The organism is Pseudomonas sp. CFSAN084952 (assembly GCF_009648855.1).
GTDB lineage: Bacteria > Pseudomonadota > Gammaproteobacteria > Pseudomonadales > Pseudomonadaceae > Aquipseudomonas > Aquipseudomonas paracarnis.
Genome location: NZ_CP045767.1, coordinates 4,514,097 through 4,530,804, shown reverse-complemented (window position 1 = coordinate 4,530,804; position 16,708 = coordinate 4,514,097). Strand labels below are relative to the sequence as shown.

Sequence of the window (16,708 nt, the reverse complement as noted above, 5' to 3'; positions counted from 1 at the left end):
TTTGAAATGACTTCTGCTTTGTCCTCTACCCGGTTGCCTTGCGGCAACCGGGTTCTTGATTTGGCCCGGACGCATGTCATGGGCATCCTCAATGTAACCCCTGACTCCTTTTCCGATGGTGGCCGCTTCAGTCAGTTGGACGCCGCGTTGCGCCATGCCGAGGCGATGGTGGCTGCCGGTGCGACGCTGATTGATGTGGGTGGGGAATCGACCCGCCCCGGCGCCCGCGTTGTTTCTCCATTGGAGGAGCTGGAGCGGGTGGCGCCGGTAGTTGAGCGTATTGCCCGTGAGCTGGATGTCATCATCTCGGTAGACACCTCCACCCCGGCAGTGATGCGCGAAACCGCGCGGCTGGGAGCTGGGTTGATCAACGACGTGCGCTCGCTTCAGCGCGACGGCGCCCTTGATGCGGCCGCTGCAACCGGCTTGCCTGTCTGCCTCATGCATATGCTGGGTGAGCCCGGCAACATGCAGGACAATCCGCATTACGACGACCTGGTTGGCGAGGTGGGTGGGTTTCTTGCTGAGAGGGTTGCCCAGTGTGTGGCTGTGGGTATTGCGCCCGAACAGATCATCCTCGATCCGGGGTTTGGCTTTGCCAAGACCCTGCAGCACAATCTAAGCCTGTTCAAACACATGGAAGCGCTGCACGCCCTTGGTCGCCCGCTGTTGGTCGGCGTTTCGCGCAAGAGCATGATAGGGCTCGCCTTGAATCGCCCCGTCGGCGAACGCCTGTATGGCGGCCTGGCGCTTGCGGCACTAGCCGTGACCAAGGGCGCACGTATTTTGCGTGTGCATGATGTCGCCGAAACGGTCGATGTGGTGCGCATGCTCGCTGCTGTAGAATCAGCCGAATAAGAATGATGGAGTACTTATGACTAAAAAATATTTTGGCACCGACGGCATTCGTGGTCGGGTCGGCGAATTCCCGATCACCCCTGATTTCATGCTCAAGCTGGGTTGGGCGGCAGGCATGGCGTTCCGCAGCATGGGCGCGTGTCGCATCCTGGTGGGCAAGGACACCCGTATTTCGGGCTACATGTTTGAGTCTGCGCTGGAGGCCGGATTGTCCGCCGCCGGGGCCGATGTGATGTTGTTGGGGCCTATGCCCACGCCGGCAATCGCTTACCTGACGCGTACCTTCCACGCTGAAGCCGGTATTGTGATCAGCGCCTCCCACAATCCTCATGATGACAACGGCATCAAGTTTTTCTCGGGGCAGGGCACCAAGTTGCCTGACGAGATCGAGTTGATGATCGAAGAGCTGCTGGATGCGCCGATGACGGTGGTCGAGTCCAGCAAGCTGGGCAAGGTGTCGCGCATTAACGACGCGTCAGGCCGCTATATCGAATTCTGTAAAAGCAGCGTCCCGAGCAGCACCAATTTTGCAGGCTTGAAGATTGTTGTCGATTGCGCCCATGGGGCGACCTACAAGGTGGCGCCGAGCGTCTTCAAGGAACTGGGTGCACAGGTTACCGTGCTGTCGGCTCAGCCCAACGGCTTGAACATCAACGACAACTGCGGTTCCACCCACATGGAGCAGCTGCAGGCTGCTGTGCTGGCTGAGCATGCGGACCTGGGCATCGCTTTTGATGGCGATGGCGACCGCGTGCTGATGGTGGATCACACTGGCACGATCGTGGATGGTGATGACCTGTTGTTCATCATTGCCCGTGACCTGCATGAGCGTAACAAGCTGCAAGGTGGCGTGGTCGGCACTCTGATGAGTAATCTCGGGCTGGAATTGGCGTTGGCAGAACTGGGGATTCCCTTTATTCGCGCCAATGTCGGTGACCGCTACGTGATCGCCGAACTGCTGGAGCGTAACTGGTTGGTCGGCGGCGAGAACTCCGGGCACGTGGTCTGCTTCCAGCACACCACCACGGGTGACGCGATCATCGCCGCGCTACAGGTGCTGTTGGCCCTGCGTCGCCGCGAGGAGAGCCTGGCCCAGGCGCGTCAAGCCCTGCGCAAGTGCCCGCAAGTGCTGCTCAATGTGCGTTTTGCCGGTGGCGAAAACCCCATCGAGCACCCTGCTGTCAAAGAGGCTTGCGAGCGCGTGACCCAGGCAATGGCGGGGCGCGGGCGTGTGTTGCTGCGCAAGTCCGGCACAGAGCCGCTGGTGCGTGTGATGGTCGAAGGCGAGGACGAAACACAGGTTCGCGGCCATGCCGAAGACCTGGCAAAACTGGTAACTGAAGTTTGCGCCTGAATTCGGCTTGCCAGTGATGATGTGGTTGGGTAACATCTGCGCCCACTTTGACCGACGGGGTACAGCATGCGTCGCACTATGGTAGCTGGTAACTGGAAGATGCACGGTACCCGCGCCAGTGTCGCTGAGCTGATCAACGGCCTTCGTCACTTGGCCTTGCCTAGCGGTGTTGACGTCGCGGTGTTCCCGCCTTGCTTGCATATCAACCAAGTGGTTGATGGCTTGAAGGGCAAGTCGATTCAGGTCGGCGCGCAGAACTCTGCGGTAGAGCCGATGCAAGGTGCGTTGACCGGCGAGATTTCGCCGAGTCAGCTGGTTGATGCGGGTTGTTCCTATGTGCTTGTCGGGCACTCCGAGCGTCGCCAGATGATGGGCGAGCGGGATGGGACGCTCAACCGCAAGTTCGCCGCAGCACAGGCTTGTGGCTTGATTCCGGTGTTGTGCATAGGGGAGACCCTTGAGCAGCGCGAATCGGGCAAGACTCTTGAAGTTGTCTCGCGTCAGCTGGGCAGCATCATCGAGGAGCTGGGTGTTGGTGCATTTGCAAAGGCAGTTATTGCTTACGAGCCGGTCTGGGCCATTGGCACCGGGCTGACTGCTACACCGCAACAGGCGCAGGATGTGCACGCAGCCATCCGCGCGCAGTTGGTGGCAGAGAATTCTGAAGTTGCACAAGGTGTGCGGCTTCTATACGGCGGCAGCGTGAAGGCGGCCAATGCGGTCGAACTGTTCGGCATGCCGGATATCGATGGGGGGCTCATTGGTGGAGCTTCCCTGAATGCAGATGAGTTCGGTGCGATCTGTCGCGCCGCGGGAAACTGAAAAAATGCTGGAAACAGTCGTAGTCGTTTTTCATCTGTTGGCTGCCCTGAGCGTAGTTGCTCTGGTTTTGTTGCAACAGGGTAAAGGTGCGGATGCTGGTGCGTCTTTCGGTGCAGGTGCTTCAAATACTGTGTTCGGAAGCCAAGGTTCCTCTACCTTTCTTAGTAAGTTTACTGCTATACTTGCCGCAGGTTTCTTCATAACCAGCTTAGGGTTAGGTTACTTTGCTAAAGAGAAAGCTCATGTGCTGACTCAAGTAGGTTTGCCAAACCCAGCAGCGTTGGAAGTTCCAAAAGCAAAACCGGCTTCTGATGATGTCCCGGTGCTTCAAGAGCAAAAGTCGGCTACTCCAGCGACTGACGTGCCTCCAGCTCAAGAGCAGAAGTAAGAAGGGTTGTAAACGCTGTATTGCCGAGGTGGTGGAATTGGTAGACACGCAACCTTGAGGTGGTTGTGCCCATAGGGTGTAGGGGTTCGAGTCCCCTTCTCGGTACCAATTATCAGGAGAGCCCGCTGTTGCGGGCTTTCTTGTAGGTGGAAGGTTACATTGACCCTGTAAGGGATCGGTCGTATACTTCCGCCCCAGCTTTGTCGCGGGGTGGAGCAGTCTGGTAGCTCGTCGGGCTCATAACCCGAAGGTCGTCGGTTCAAATCCGGCCCCCGCAACCAGTTTTAGCGGAGCCCCTTTTAAGGGGCTTTTTGTTAGCTGGACACTTTCAACGCCGCTGTTCGACGGCGTTTCAAGGATGGGCGTTTCGCCCATTTTTTTATTTTGCACAGCATGCACATACATGCACGAGGGGGTTCAGGTGTCGAGCAAGCTAGAAGAGTTGCAGGCCTTGTTGGCCCCGGTGGTCGTGGCCCTAGGCTATGAATGCTGGGGTATTGAGTTTTCGGCTCAAGGTCGCCACTCAATGTTGCGCGTTTATATCGATAAAGAGGGCGGTGTGCTGGTGGACGATTGTGCCATTGTCAGCCGTCAGATCAGCGGTGTGCTGGATGTTGAAGATCCAATCTCCGTTGAATACACCCTTGAAGTTTCCTCGCCAGGCATGGAACGCCCACTGTTCACTATCGAGCAGTTTGCTAAATATGCCGGTGAACAAGTGAAGATCAAGCTGCGCTCCCCCTTTGAAGGGCGACGCAACTTTCAGGGCCTTCTGCGCGGTGTAGAAGAGCAGGATGTCGTGGTGCAGGTAGAAGACCACGAGTTCCTGTTGCCGATCGATATGATCGACAAGGCCAACATTATTCCCAGTTTTGACTGAGACGCGGATCCCGCGGATCCAATGGCTTGCGAAAGGCGAGGCGTACGATGAGCAAAGAAGTACTGCTGGTTGTTGAGTCGGTATCCAATGAAAAGGGTGTACCGGCAAGCGTGATTTTTGAAGCGTTGGAGCTGGCCCTGGCCACTGCTACCAAGAAACGTTTTGAAGACGAAGTAGATCTGCGTGTGGAAATCAACCGCCACACCGGTGCCTATGAGACTTTCCGTCGCTGGACGGTGGTCGAAGAGGACGATCTTGATGATCCGGCCATCGAAACCTGGCCAAGCAAGGTTGCGCAAACGCATCCGGGCGCTCAGGTTGGCGATGTTGTCGAAGAAAAGATCGAGTCGATCGAATTCGGCCGTATTGCTGCACAGACCGCCAAGCAGGTCATTGTGCAGAAGGTTCGCGAAGCCGAGCGCGCTCAAGTCGTTGACGCCTATCGCGAACGCCTGGGTGAAATCATCTCTGGCACCGTGAAAAAAGTTACCCGCGACAACGTGATCGTCGACCTGGGCAACAACGCCGAAGCGTTGCTGGCCCGCGAAGACATCATCTCTCGCGAAACCTTCCGTGTCGGCGTGCGTCTGCGTGCGCTGCTCAAGGAAATCCGCACCGAGAACCGCGGCCCGCAGTTGATCCTGTCGCGTACCGCGCCGGAAATGCTGATCGAGCTGTTCCGTATCGAAGTGCCGGAAATCGCCGAAGGCCTGATCGAAGTGATGGCTGCGTCCCGTGACCCGGGTTCGCGTGCCAAGATCGCGGTCCGCTCCAAGGACAAACGCATCGACCCGCAAGGCGCTTGCATCGGTATGCGCGGTTCGCGCGTCCAGGCAGTGTCGGGAGAATTGGGCGGTGAGCGTGTGGACATCGTCCTGTGGGACGATAACCCGGCGCAGTTCGTGATCAACGCCATGTCGCCAGCTGAAGTGGCGGCAATTATCGTTGACGAAGATGCCCACGCAATGGACATCGCCGTTGGCGCAGACAATCTGGCTCAGGCCATTGGTCGTGGTGGTCAGAACGTGCGTCTGGCCAGCCAACTGACCGGCTGGACCCTGAACGTGATGACCGAATCGGACATCCAGGCTAAGCAGCAAGCTGAAACCGGTGACATCCTGCGCAACTTCATCGAAGAGTTGGAAGTCGATGAAGAACTGGCACAGGTGCTGGTAGATGAAGGCTTCACCAGCCTGGAAGAGATTGCCTACGTACCGTTGGAAGAAATGCTCAACATCGACGGCTTTGACGAGGATATCGTCAACGAGCTCCGCGCTCGGGCCAAGGATCGTTTGTTGACTAAAGCCATCGCTACTGAGGAAAAGCTGGCAGACGCCCATCCGGCCGAAGACCTGCTCTCGCTTGAGGGTATGGACAAGGATTTGGCGATGGAACTGGCGGTGCGCGGCGTAATTACCCGCGAAGACCTGGCCGAGCAGTCTATTGACGATCTGCTCGACATCGACGGCATTGACGAAGATCGTGCCGGCAAGTTGATCATGGCCGCCCGAGCCCATTGGTTCGAGTAATTAGGCGCGGCCTGAGGAGAGAAGTGCATGACGCAAGTCACGGTGAAACAACTGGCCGATGAGGTCAAAACACCGGTAGAGCGCCTGTTGCAGCAGATGCGTGAGGCAGGTCTGCCGCACACCGCCGCCGATGAAGGTGTGAGCGATAGTGAGAAGCAGTCTTTGCTGACTCACTTGAAGAGCAGCCACAAGGCGAAAGTGGAAGAACCGCGCAAGATTACATTGCAGCGCAAAACCACCAGCACCCTGCGGGTTGCAGGTAGCAAGAGCATCAGCGTTGAAGTACGCAAGAAGAAAGTCTTCGTACAGCGCAGCCCGGAAGAAATCGAAGCCGAGCGCAAACGCGAGCTGGAAGAACGTCGCGCAGTAGAAAATGCTGCACGTCAGAAGGCTGAAGAAGAAGCCAAGCGTCGCGCCGAAGAAGAAGCGCGTCGCCAGCCTGCTGCTGCGCAACCTGCTGCCACTGACGCGGTCGCCGCCCCTGTTGAAGCTGTGCGTGAGGCTGCCCCGGCTGCCGCCGCACCTGCTCCTGCAGCAGACGCCCGCAAGCGCGACGAGCCTCGTCGTCCGGACAAACCACGTGCTGACGACAACAATCGTCGCGGTGGTGGTGGCGATGGCGAGCGTAAAAACGCTCCGCACCGCGCCTCGGTCAAAGAGAAAGCGCCTGCGCCACGCGTTGCCCCACGTACCACCGACGAAGAAAGCGATGGCTTCCGTCGTGGTGGTCGCGGCAAGGCCAAGCTGAAGAAGCGCAACGCCCACGGTTTCCAGAGCCCAACCGGCCCTGTCGTGCGTGAAGTGAAGATCGGCGAGACCATCACTGTGGGCGATCTGGCCCAGCAGATGTCGGTCAAGGCTGCTGAAATCATCAAGTTCATGTTCAAGCTGGGCACTCCGGCCACCATCAACCAGGTACTGGACCAGGAAACTGCCCAGTTGGTTGCTGAAGAGCTGGGCCACAAGGTGACCCTGGTCAGCGACACCGCCCTGGAAGATTCCCTGGCTGAGTCCCTGAAGTTTGAAGGTGAAGCGGTTTCCCGTGCGCCGGTCGTGACCGTAATGGGCCACGTTGACCACGGTAAGACTTCCCTGCTCGACTACATCCGTCGTGCCAAGGTTGCCGCAGGCGAAGCCGGTGGTATTACCCAGCACATCGGTGCATACCACGTTGAAACCGAACGCGGCATGGTCACCTTCCTCGACACCCCAGGTCACGCCGCGTTTACCGCAATGCGTGCCCGTGGTGCCAAGGCGACCGACATCGTGATCCTGGTGGTTGCAGCGGACGACGGCGTAATGCCGCAGACCATTGAAGCTGTCCAGCACGCCAAGGCTGCCGGTGTTCCTCTGGTCGTTGCCGTGAACAAAATCGACAAGCCGGGCGCCGATCTCGATCGCATCCGTAGCGAACTGTCGGTTCACGGCGTGACGTCCGAGGAATGGGGTGGCGAGACGCCATTCGTATCGGTCTCGGCGAAAATGGGTACCGGCGTTGACGAACTGCTCGAAGCGGTCCTGTTGCAAGCCGAAGTCCTGGAACTGACCGCTACTCCATCGGCTCCTGGCCGTGGCGTCGTGGTGGAGTCCCGTCTCGACAAGGGCCGTGGCCCGGTTGCCACCGTGCTGGTCCAAGACGGTACCCTGCGCCAAGGCGACATGGTACTGGTCGGTTCGAACTACGGCCGTGTACGTGCCATGCTCGACGAGAACGGCAAGCCAATCAAGGAAGCAGGTCCTGCTATCCCAGTCGAGATTCTCGGCCTGGACGGTACGCCGGACGCTGGCGACGAGATGAGCGTAGTGGCTGATGAGAAGAAAGCCCGTGAAGTGGCTCTGTTCCGTCAAGGCAAGTTCCGCGAGGTCAAGCTGGCCCGTGCTCACGCCGGCAAGCTGGAAAACATCTTCGAGAACATGGGCCAGGAAGAGAAGAAGACGCTTAACATCGTCCTCAAATCCGACGTCCGCGGTTCCCTCGAAGCGTTGAACGGCGCCTTGAACGGCCTGGGTAACGACGAAGTGCAAGTGCGCGTTGTCGGTGGCGGTGTCGGTGGTATCACCGAATCCGACGCCAACCTGGCACTGGCTTCCAACGCTGTACTGTTCGGCTTCAACGTGCGTGCCGATGCTGGCGCTCGCAAGATCGTCGAGCAGGAAGGCCTGGACATGCGTTACTACAACGTCATCTACGACATCATCGAAGACGTCAAGAAGGCCCTTACCGGCATGCTTGGCAGTGACGTCCGGGAGAACATCCTGGGTATCGCCGAGGTGCGTGACGTGTTCCGCTCGCCGAAATTCGGCGCGATCGCCGGCTGTATGGTGGTTGAAGGCACTGTGTACCGTAACCGTCCAATCCGTGTACTGCGTGAAGACATCGTTATCTTCGAAGGCGAGCTGGAATCCCTGCGCCGCTTCAAGGATGACGCTGCCGAAGTACGTGCCGGCATGGAATGCGGTATCGGCGTCAAGAGCTACAACGACGTCAAGGTTGGCGACAAGATCGAAGTCTTCGAGAAGGTTCAGGTTGCTCGCAGCCTCTAACTCGCGCACTTCAGGAGCCGCGCAGCGTGTGGGCATGCAGATGCCCCGTGTAGCGTCAGGACTCTAAACGCAACGCCCGGTCTGGCTTTTGTCAGGCCGGGCGTTTGCCGCTTTCAGACCCCACGGGTTTCACCGTGTGGCAGTAACAGGTAACAAGACATGGCAAAAGAATACAGCCGTACCCAGCGTATCGGCGATCAGATGCAGCGTGAGCTGGCCCAACTGATCCGCCGCGAAGTCAAAGACCCACGCGTTGGCCTAGTCACCATTACCGCTGTTGAAGTGAGCCGTGACGTGGGTCACGCCAAGATCTTCATCACCGTGATGGGGCAGGACAACAGCGAAGAAATCGCGCAAAGCATCAAGGTGCTCAACTCCGCCGCAGGTTTCCTGCGGATGCAGTTGGCCCGTGAAATGAAGCTGCGCAGCGTTCCGCAGTTGCACTTCCACTACGACGAAAGCGTCGTGCGTGGCGCGCACCTGTCGGCCCTGATCGAACGCGCCGTGGCTGAAGACAGCCAGCATCCGTCCACACCTGAAGACGCCAAGGAGTAAGCGGTGGCTCAGGTCAAACGTATCCGTCGCAACGTCAGTGGCATCATTCTGCTCGACAAACCCATTGGCTTTACCTCCAATGCCGCGTTGCAGAAGGTTCGCTGGCTGCTCAACGCCGAGAAGGCCGGGCATACCGGCAGCCTTGATCCATTGGCCACCGGTGTATTGCCGTTGTGCTTTGGCGAGGCCACCAAGTTTTCGCAATACCTGCTTGATTCCGACAAGGGTTATGAAACCCTGATGCAACTGGGCAAGACCACCACCACGGCGGATGCCGAAGGTGATGTTTTGCAGGTTCGCGACGTGACCGTTGGTCGTGCGGATATCGAAGCTGCCTTACCCGCTTTTCGTGGGCAAATCAGTCAGATACCGCCGATGTACTCGGCACTCAAGCGCGATGGCCAGCCACTTTACAAGCTGGCACGTGCGGGCGAAGTAGTGGAGCGCGAACCGCGTTCTGTTACTATTGCGCGCTTGGAATTGCTCGCTTGTGAAGGCGACACTGCCCGTTTGGCCGTGGACTGCAGCAAAGGCACCTATATCCGTACCCTGGTGGAGGATATTGGTGAGCAACTTGGCTGTGGCGCATACGTTGCCGAACTGCGACGTACACAAGCCGGACCTTTCACCTTGGCCCAGACGGTCACGCTGGAAGAGCTTGAGGCAGTGCACGCCGAAGGCGGCAACGAAGCGGTTGATCGCTTCCTTATGCCATCGGACAGCGGTTTGCTCGATTGGCCATTGCTGCACTTTTCGGAGCACAGCGCGTTCTACTGGCTCAACGGCCAGCCGGTACGCGCCCCGGATGCCCCGAAGTTCGGCATGGTGCGAGTACAGGATCATAACGGTCGCTTTATCGGTATCGGTGAAGTGAGCGAAGACGGGCGCATCGCGCCGCGTCGGCTGATTCGGTCAGAATGACCGAACGAGTGTGGCTGTTAACAGGCATGGTCAACACTCATTTTTAGATACAGGGATTTGTCCCTGGCCTGTTGAGACTGCCCTTTGGGTGGTTTCCTGAAAAAAGGATTGCCTCATGGCTCTCGACGTTCAAGAAAAAGCACAAATCGTAGCTGACTATCAGCAAGCTGTTGGTGACACTGGTTCGCCAGAAGTGCAAGTTGCACTGCTGACCCACAACATCAACAAACTGCAAGGTCACTTCAAGGCCAACGGTAAAGACCACCACTCCCGTCGTGGTCTGATCCGCATGGTAAACCAGCGCCGTAAGCTGCTGGACTACCTGAAAGGCAAGGATCTGGGTCGTTATCAGACTCTGATCGGTCGCCTGGGTCTGCGTCGCTAATAAGCGATTGCGCTAGAGGTTGGTTGTCTGCCGCGTGTCATCGGGATTCCCGTTGGCCCGTGGTAGGCTCCCAGCCTCAAGTTTTATCTGGATACACGTTTTACCCTGGACGAGCGTCGGGCCGATTCCCGGCATTGCCCAAGAATTTCGCAAGAAGACAAGTTCCCCCAAGAGCCACAAAGAAGGTAGGACACCGTGAACCCGGTTATCAAAAAATTCCAGTTCGGTCAGTCGACCGTTACCCTCGAGACAGGCCGTATCGCCCGTCAAGCCTCCGGCGCAGTGCTGGTTACCGTTGACGACGACGTGACCGTATTGGTGACCGTTGTTGGCGCCAAGACCGCTGACCCGAGCAAGGGCTTCTTCCCTCTGTCCGTTCACTACCAGGAAAAGACTTACGCTGCCGGTAAGATCCCTGGCGGTTTCTTCAAGCGCGAAGGCCGTCCTTCCGAGAAAGAAACCCTGACTTCCCGACTGATCGACCGTCCGATCCGTCCGCTGTTCCCAGAAGGCTTCATGAACGAAGTGCAGGTTGTCTGCACCGTCGTTTCCACCAGCAAGAAGACCGATCCGGACATCGCTGCGATGATCGGTACCTCGGCTGCCCTGGCCATCTCCGGTATTCCTTTCGATGGCCCGATCGGCGCTGCCCGCGTTGCGTTCCACGAAAGCACCGGCTACCTGCTGAACCCGACTTACGAGCAACAGAAAGCCTCGAGCCTGGACATGGTCGTTGCCGGTACGTCCGAAGCCGTATTGATGGTTGAATCGGAAGCCAAAGAGCTGACCGAAGACCAGATGCTGGGTGCCGTACTGTTTGCTCACGACGAGTTCCAGGTTGTGATCAACGCGGTTAAAGAACTGACTGCCGAAGCTGCCAAGCCGACCTGGACCTGGGCTGCTGCCCCGGAAGCCACCGAACTGCTGGGCGCTATCCGCTCCGAATTCGGCGCTGCCATCTCCGACGCCTACACCATCACCGTCAAGGCCGACCGCTACGCTCGCCTGGGTGAGCTGAAGGACCAGGTCGTCGCCAAGCTGTCCGGCGAAGAAGGCCAGCCTTCCTCCAGCGAAGTCAAAGCTGCTTTCGGTGAGATCGAATACCGCACCGTTCGCGAAAACATCGTTAACGGCAAGCCACGTATCGACGGTCGCGACACCCGCACCGTGCGTCCGCTGAACATCGAAGTCGGCGTACTGCCGAAGACTCACGGTTCGGCGCTGTTCACCCGTGGCGAAACCCAGGCCCTGGTCGTTGCGACCCTGGGTACTGCCCGCGACGCACAACTGCTGGACACCCTGGAAGGCGAGAAAAAAGACCCCTTCATGCTGCACTACAACTTCCCTCCGTTCTCGGTGGGCGAGTGTGGTCGTATGGGCGGCGCGGGTCGTCGTGAAATCGGTCACGGCCGTCTGGCTCGTCGTTCGGTTCAGGCCATGCTGCCTGCCGCTGACGTGTTCCCGTACACCATCCGTGTTGTATCGGAAATCACCGAGTCCAACGGTTCCAGCTCCATGGCTTCGGTCTGCGGTGCTTCCCTGGCGCTGATGGACGCCGGTGTGCCAATGAAGGCACCGGTTGCCGGTATCGCCATGGGCCTGGTTAAAGAAGGCGAGAAGTTCGCCATCCTGACCGACATCCTGGGTGACGAAGACCACCTGGGCGACATGGACTTCAAAGTAGCCGGTACCGCCAAAGGTGTGACCGCGCTGCAGATGGACATCAAGATCAAGGGCATCACCGAAGAGATCATGGAAATCGCCCTGGGCCAAGCCCTGGAAGCGCGCCTGAACATCCTCGGCCAGATGAACCAGATCATTGGTCAGTCCCGCACCGAGCTGTCGGAAAATGCTCCGACCATGATCGCGATGAAAATCGACACCGACAAAATCCGTGATGTTATCGGTAAAGGCGGCGCGACCATCCGTGCGATCTGTGAAGAGACCAAGGCTTCGATCGACATCGAAGACGACGGTTCGATCAAGATCTTCGGCGAAACCAAGGAAGCGGCTGAAGCAGCACGCCAGCGCGTACTGGGTATCACTGCTGAGGCCGAGATCGGCAAGATCTACGTCGGCAAGGTTGAGCGCATCGTCGACTTCGGCGCGTTCGTCAACATCCTCCCGGGCAAAGACGGTCTGGTTCACATCTCCATGCTGAGCGATGCTCGCGTTGAGAAAGTGACCGACATTCTGAAAGAAGGCCAGGAAGTGGAAGTGCTGGTACTGGACGTGGACAACCGCGGCCGTATCAAGCTGTCCATCAAGGACGTAGCAGCAGCCAAGGCTTCGGGCGTTTAATCACCCGCAGGCTTCACGCTGAAAAAAGGACTCCTCGGAGTCCTTTTTTTATGGGCGCGAGAAAATGAAGCAGAATCAGCTGTTTAGCGCCGCCCAAAAGCCGCAACTTGCATGCAGGCACGATGAGCTTCATGCAAGTTGCACGATTTCGAAAATTTATGCTTTTCATAAGTCATTGTTTAATAAGGGATTTAATCTGTTCAGCGAGTTGGCACACTGTCTGCAATATCCCTGGTAGCGCTGCAGCATGAAGGTTTACGCCTGCAGACTTTTAATAAAACAGGAGTTACTCGTATGAAGAAGTTCGCTCTCGCTACTGCTACCGCTCTGACCCTGGCCATGGGTGCTAACGTAGCCTTTGCTCAGACTTCCCAAGCCCCTATGACTTTGGCGGCCGGTGAAGCGACCAAGGCTAAGGAAAGCGTTTCGGATACTTGGATCACCACTAAAGTCAAAGCTGACCTGCTGACCGAAAAAGGCATTCCAGGTTCGGACATCAAGGTTGAGACCAACAAAGGTGTGGTTTCCCTGTCCTCCGACGTAGCAGTCTCGGATTCGCAGAAAGCTACTGCTGTAGCCATCACCAAGAAAATCAAAGGTGTGACTGCGGTTTCTGCTGACGGCCTGCTGGCTGGCGGTGCTACCAAAGCTGACGGCATCGACAAAACCAAAGGCGCTGCCCACGACGCTAAAGAGACCACCAGCGATACCTGGATCACTACCAAAGTGAAGGCTGACCTGGTCACTGAAAAAGGCATTCCTGGCACCGACATCAAGGTTGAAACCAACAAAGGTGTTGTATCCCTGTCGTCGCCTACCGCTGTGACCGCTTCGCAGAAAGAAACGGCTGTAGCGATCACCAAGAAGATCAAAGGCGTTAAAGCTGTCTCGGCCGATGGCCTGAAAGCAGAGTAACGTTGACGTTTCGTCTGGACTGAATAGCGGCGGCTTAGGGTGAGTTAGATATCCACCTGACGCACCTCTGGAGTTCATGCGACCGACCACACGGATGTGGTCATTACAGGCCCCGGCACTTGTGTCGGGGCCTGTTCTATTTCAGGCTGAAACAGAATGATCAGGTCAAAAAATGTGGGAGCTGGCTTGCCTGCGATGCTGGCACCTCGGTCATTCAGTTGCACCGAGGTGATGCTATCGCAGGCAAGCCAGCTCCCACATTAGGATGGGTGGTGCTTAGAAGTTACTCAGCATCCAGGTGCATTGGAGTGATCACCCGGCCATCTTTCTCGGCCTGCCCCAGCTGCGCATCGATGAAGTACACGCGGTCATCTTCCAACTGGCCCTTGTCTACCAGGTAATCCTTGATCGTGCTGGCTCGGTCCTGCCCCAACTGGCGCAGTAGCACGTCACTGCCACTCCAGAACTTGATCACACCGTCCTTGAGCTTCGCCGAGCGCTCATCGCTGCCCAGGTCTTTCCATTCGGCCGGGGGTTGCTGTTTGAGGCGGGTGCGGTAGATGCCTTCCAGCAATGGTGCTTTTTCCTTCTCTGGCACTTCAAGCAGGGAGGCTTGGGCCGGGACCTTGTCGCCACGGCGCTGGAGGATCTTGTAGTAGTTATATTGGTATTCACGCTCCAGTCGCTGTGCGGCCAGGAACGGCCCGTCGCTGCTGGCAGCGGCGGTGCCTTCAATTTCCAGGCGCAGGGCTGGGCGCTCTTTCAGCGCCTTGGCCAGGGTGTTCAGAGCGCCTTCGGCGTCTTTGTTCAGCTCACTGGAGCCTGCGGCGAACGACACATTGCCCAGGTCTTCAGAGCCACCACCGGTGACCAGCCCGCCAATGAACTTGAAGGGCGCGGTTGCCGCGCGTACCACGAGGTTGCGCAGGGTCTGCCACACAATCGGCATCACGCTGAATTGCGGGTTGTTCAGGTCGCCGCTTACTGGCAGTTCGATGGAGATCTTGCCGTCGGAGTCCTTGAGCAGGGCGACAGCCAGGCGAATCGGTAAGTCCACGGCATCGGAGCTGTCGACTTTTTCACCCAACTGCAGTTGCTCGACCACCACTTTGTTTTCAGCCTTCAACTGGCCTTTGGTGATCACGTAGTGCAGATCGAGATTCAGGCGGCCCTTGCGGATGCGGAAGCCTGCGAATTTACCTGAGTAAGGTGTCAGGTTGGTCAGCTCGACACGCTTGAAGCTGGTGGCGATGTCCAGCGCGGCCATCGGGTCAAACGGGTTCACGCTGCCTTTGATCGTCACTGGTGCGTATCGGTCCACCTTGCCCTTGATGTCGACGCTGGCCGGTTTGGCCTGGCGACTGTCGATGGTGCCAATCTGGCCGTTGAGCTGTTGAATCGCGGTGGCAAAGTTGGGCGTGAGGCTAAAGTCAGCAAAGTTGGCCGAACCGTCGTTGATCGCGATCTGCCCGATATGAATGCCCAGGGGTTTGTCGTTACTGGCGGCAGGTTTGGCGGCCGACTTGCTGCCACTGTCGGCCGGCTGCGGAATCAGCAGGTCGTCGATGTTGGTGGTGCGATCTTCGTTGATCATGAAGCGCGCATACGGCTGCAACAGGTTGACCTTGTCGATCGACAGGCTTTGGCCGTGCTGGTAGTTCACGCCCTCTAGCACCAGGCGCTGCCACTTGAGGAAGTCGCGGGTCTTCAGGGTGTCCAGGGTATGCAACTGGTCAACCTGGGCGCGGCCGGTGACCTGGAGGGCCAGTGGCTCGGTGCTTTTGAGGTTTACGTCCAGGTTGCTGCCGAGCATGCCGCTGCGCAATTCCAGGCGAATAAACGGGCTGATATAGGCCTGGGCGACCCGCAGGTCGATGTCCTGGGTGTTCACTTTCAGCTTGGCACTGACCGGGTTGAGGTTAACTTCGCCGGTTGCCTGGATCTTGCCTTGCTTGCCCAGGCCGGTGTCGACCTTCAAGGCGAAGGGGCTCTGGTTGAGGCTGTCGAAGTTCTGTACGTCGACATTCAACGGGCCCAGTTCCAGCGCGACCGCAGGTTTAGCCTGGCGGTCGGCCAGGTGCACCTGATAGTTACGCAGTTGCACATCCTTGAGCAGCACTTGCCACGGTTTGCTCGGGGCCGCCGGTTGCGCCGACGGCGCGTCGGCAGTGGTTGGTTCCGGTGCCTTGGCCGGTTTGCTCGGTTGGCTGGCGAACAGCTTCTGCCAGTCCAATTGACCATCGGCCTCACGGGCGGCCCAGGTTTCCAGCTTGTTGCTGCGGATCTTGCCGATAATGACCTGCTGCTTGGCCAGGTCTACCGTGGTTTCGCTGACGTCCAGGCGTTCCAGGCGTGCCAGTGGCCGGCCATCGGGGGCCTTTATAGCAAAGGGGGCGATGCTGGCGGCGGTGTTGGTCAGGTTCAGCTCGGTTTCTTTGGCCAGGCTGAATTTGTAGTCAGTGCTGAAGTTGAGCACCCCGTCTTCCAGCACCAGTGGCAGGGCGTCACGTACATACGGCCACCAGGCTTTCATTTTGCCGTCGGTCACCTTCAAGGTGCCTTCGGAGGTGATCGGTACCAGGCTGAAGTTGCCTTTCCAGTCGATTTGCCCACCTTCGGGGCCGGCGGCGACCAGGGTCATGTCGGCATTGTCGTCGGGCAAAGTGCTAAGGTTTTTCAGCTCGAAGTCGAGTTCGTCGTAGAGGAATTCGATGGGCTCGCTGGGGCGCAGGTCCTGGAAATGCAGGTTACCACCGGCCAGCTTGATGCTGTCGATACGCAGTGGGAACGGCTTGGCATCAGGATCGGCCGGGGTTGGCTCGCTCGGCGGCAGTTTGAACAACTGCGCCAGGTTCAGTTGGCCGGACTTGTCGAACAGCAGTTCGGTCTTGGGCTTGTCCAGTTGCACATCAGCCAGGTGCAGGGCGCGGGTCCAGAGGCTGTCGATCTGCAGGTTGGCGTAGAGGCGTTCGAAACCTACTTGCTCTTTGCCTGGCTCACCGATCTTCAGGCCCCACAGCGTCAGTTCCAGGCTGAAGGGGTTGAGCTCGATGCGCTCGATTCGCGACGGCACCGTGGCGTAATTGGCCAACTGTTGGTTGGCAATGCGAAGGGCGATGCCGGGTAATATCAGAAAGCCCAGCAAGCTGTACAAAGCAAGGGCGGTCAACAAGGCGCCTACGGCGCGGATCAATCCTTTGGGCATGGGTGAACGCCATCTATGTCGAACGAGAGTGCCTTGGAGTATGGCACGGGA

At 58.1% G+C, this 16,708-nt stretch carries 13 protein-coding genes and 2 tRNA genes; 14 read left to right on the top strand and 1 reads right to left on the bottom strand.

What is annotated here, in order from left to right; translation table 11 throughout:
- Positions 1-6: 6 nt before the first annotated feature.
- From folP to GH769_RS20525, 14 genes are all read left to right on the top strand, one after another.
- Positions 7-858, top strand: coding sequence for a dihydropteroate synthase (gene folP, locus GH769_RS20590; RefSeq protein ID WP_014719952.1), 852 nt, complete (start codon positions 7-9; stop codon positions 856-858).
- A 16-nt stretch (positions 859-874) separates the two neighbouring features.
- Positions 875-2,212 carry a phosphoglucosamine mutase gene (gene glmM / locus GH769_RS20585; protein WP_003194195.1) on the top strand — a complete coding sequence of 446 codons (1,338 nt, stop codon included), beginning with the start codon at positions 875-877 and terminating at the stop codon, positions 2,210-2,212.
- 66 nt (positions 2,213-2,278) lie between these two features.
- Positions 2,279-3,034 (top strand): triose-phosphate isomerase, encoded by a 756-nt coding sequence (gene tpiA, locus GH769_RS20580; RefSeq protein WP_032902686.1) that lies wholly within the window; start codon positions 2,279-2,281, stop codon positions 3,032-3,034.
- Between the two features lie 4 nt (positions 3,035-3,038).
- Positions 3,039-3,422 carry a preprotein translocase subunit SecG gene (secG, locus tag GH769_RS20575; RefSeq protein ID WP_081036822.1) on the top strand — a complete coding sequence of 128 codons (384 nt, stop codon included), beginning with the start codon at positions 3,039-3,041 and terminating at the stop codon, positions 3,420-3,422.
- 22 nt (positions 3,423-3,444) lie between these two features.
- Positions 3,445-3,530: transfer RNA gene (locus tag GH769_RS20570), tRNA-Leu, on the top strand.
- Positions 3,531-3,626: 96 nt separating this feature from the next.
- Positions 3,627-3,703: transfer RNA gene (locus GH769_RS20565), tRNA-Met, on the top strand.
- A 140-nt stretch (positions 3,704-3,843) separates the two neighbouring features.
- The gene (gene rimP, locus GH769_RS20560) at positions 3,844-4,302 is read left to right on the top strand and encodes a ribosome maturation factor RimP (RefSeq protein WP_032873230.1); all 459 of its coding nucleotides are present in this window, start codon (positions 3,844-3,846) and stop codon (positions 4,300-4,302) included.
- A 47-nt stretch (positions 4,303-4,349) separates the two neighbouring features.
- Entirely contained in the window at positions 4,350-5,831 is a 1,482-nt protein-coding gene (gene nusA / locus GH769_RS20555) for a transcription termination factor NusA (RefSeq protein WP_003194187.1), read from the top strand.
- Positions 5,832-5,858: 27 nt separating this feature from the next.
- Entirely contained in the window at positions 5,859-8,375 is a 2,517-nt protein-coding gene (infB, locus tag GH769_RS20550) for a translation initiation factor IF-2 (RefSeq protein WP_003194185.1), read from the top strand.
- 159 nt (positions 8,376-8,534) lie between these two features.
- Complete coding sequence (gene rbfA / locus GH769_RS20545; RefSeq protein WP_003176137.1) at positions 8,535-8,930, top strand: 30S ribosome-binding factor RbfA; 396 nt, start codon at positions 8,535-8,537, stop codon at positions 8,928-8,930.
- A gap of 3 nt (positions 8,931-8,933) precedes the next feature.
- Positions 8,934-9,851 carry a tRNA pseudouridine(55) synthase TruB gene (truB, locus tag GH769_RS20540; protein ID WP_003176136.1) on the top strand — a complete coding sequence of 306 codons (918 nt, stop codon included), beginning with the start codon at positions 8,934-8,936 and terminating at the stop codon, positions 9,849-9,851.
- Between the two features lie 115 nt (positions 9,852-9,966).
- Positions 9,967-10,236, top strand: a complete 270-nt coding sequence (rpsO, locus tag GH769_RS20535; RefSeq protein WP_003177875.1) for a 30S ribosomal protein S15 — start codon at positions 9,967-9,969, stop codon at positions 10,234-10,236.
- Positions 10,237-10,431: 195 nt separating this feature from the next.
- The gene (pnp, locus tag GH769_RS20530; RefSeq protein WP_032902685.1) at positions 10,432-12,537 is read left to right on the top strand and encodes a polyribonucleotide nucleotidyltransferase; all 2,106 of its coding nucleotides are present in this window, start codon (positions 10,432-10,434) and stop codon (positions 12,535-12,537) included.
- Between the two features lie 294 nt (positions 12,538-12,831).
- A complete protein-coding gene (locus GH769_RS20525) occupies positions 12,832-13,452 on the top strand; it encodes a BON domain-containing protein (protein WP_014719949.1) in 621 nt (206 codons plus the stop codon).
- A gap of 283 nt (positions 13,453-13,735) precedes the next feature.
- On the opposite strand, the gene GH769_RS20520 is transcribed toward GH769_RS20525, so the two are convergent.
- A complete protein-coding gene (locus GH769_RS20520; protein ID WP_032902684.1) occupies positions 13,736-16,657 on the bottom strand; it encodes a DUF748 domain-containing protein in 2,922 nt (973 codons plus the stop codon).
- Between the last annotated feature and the right edge of the window lie 51 nt (positions 16,658-16,708).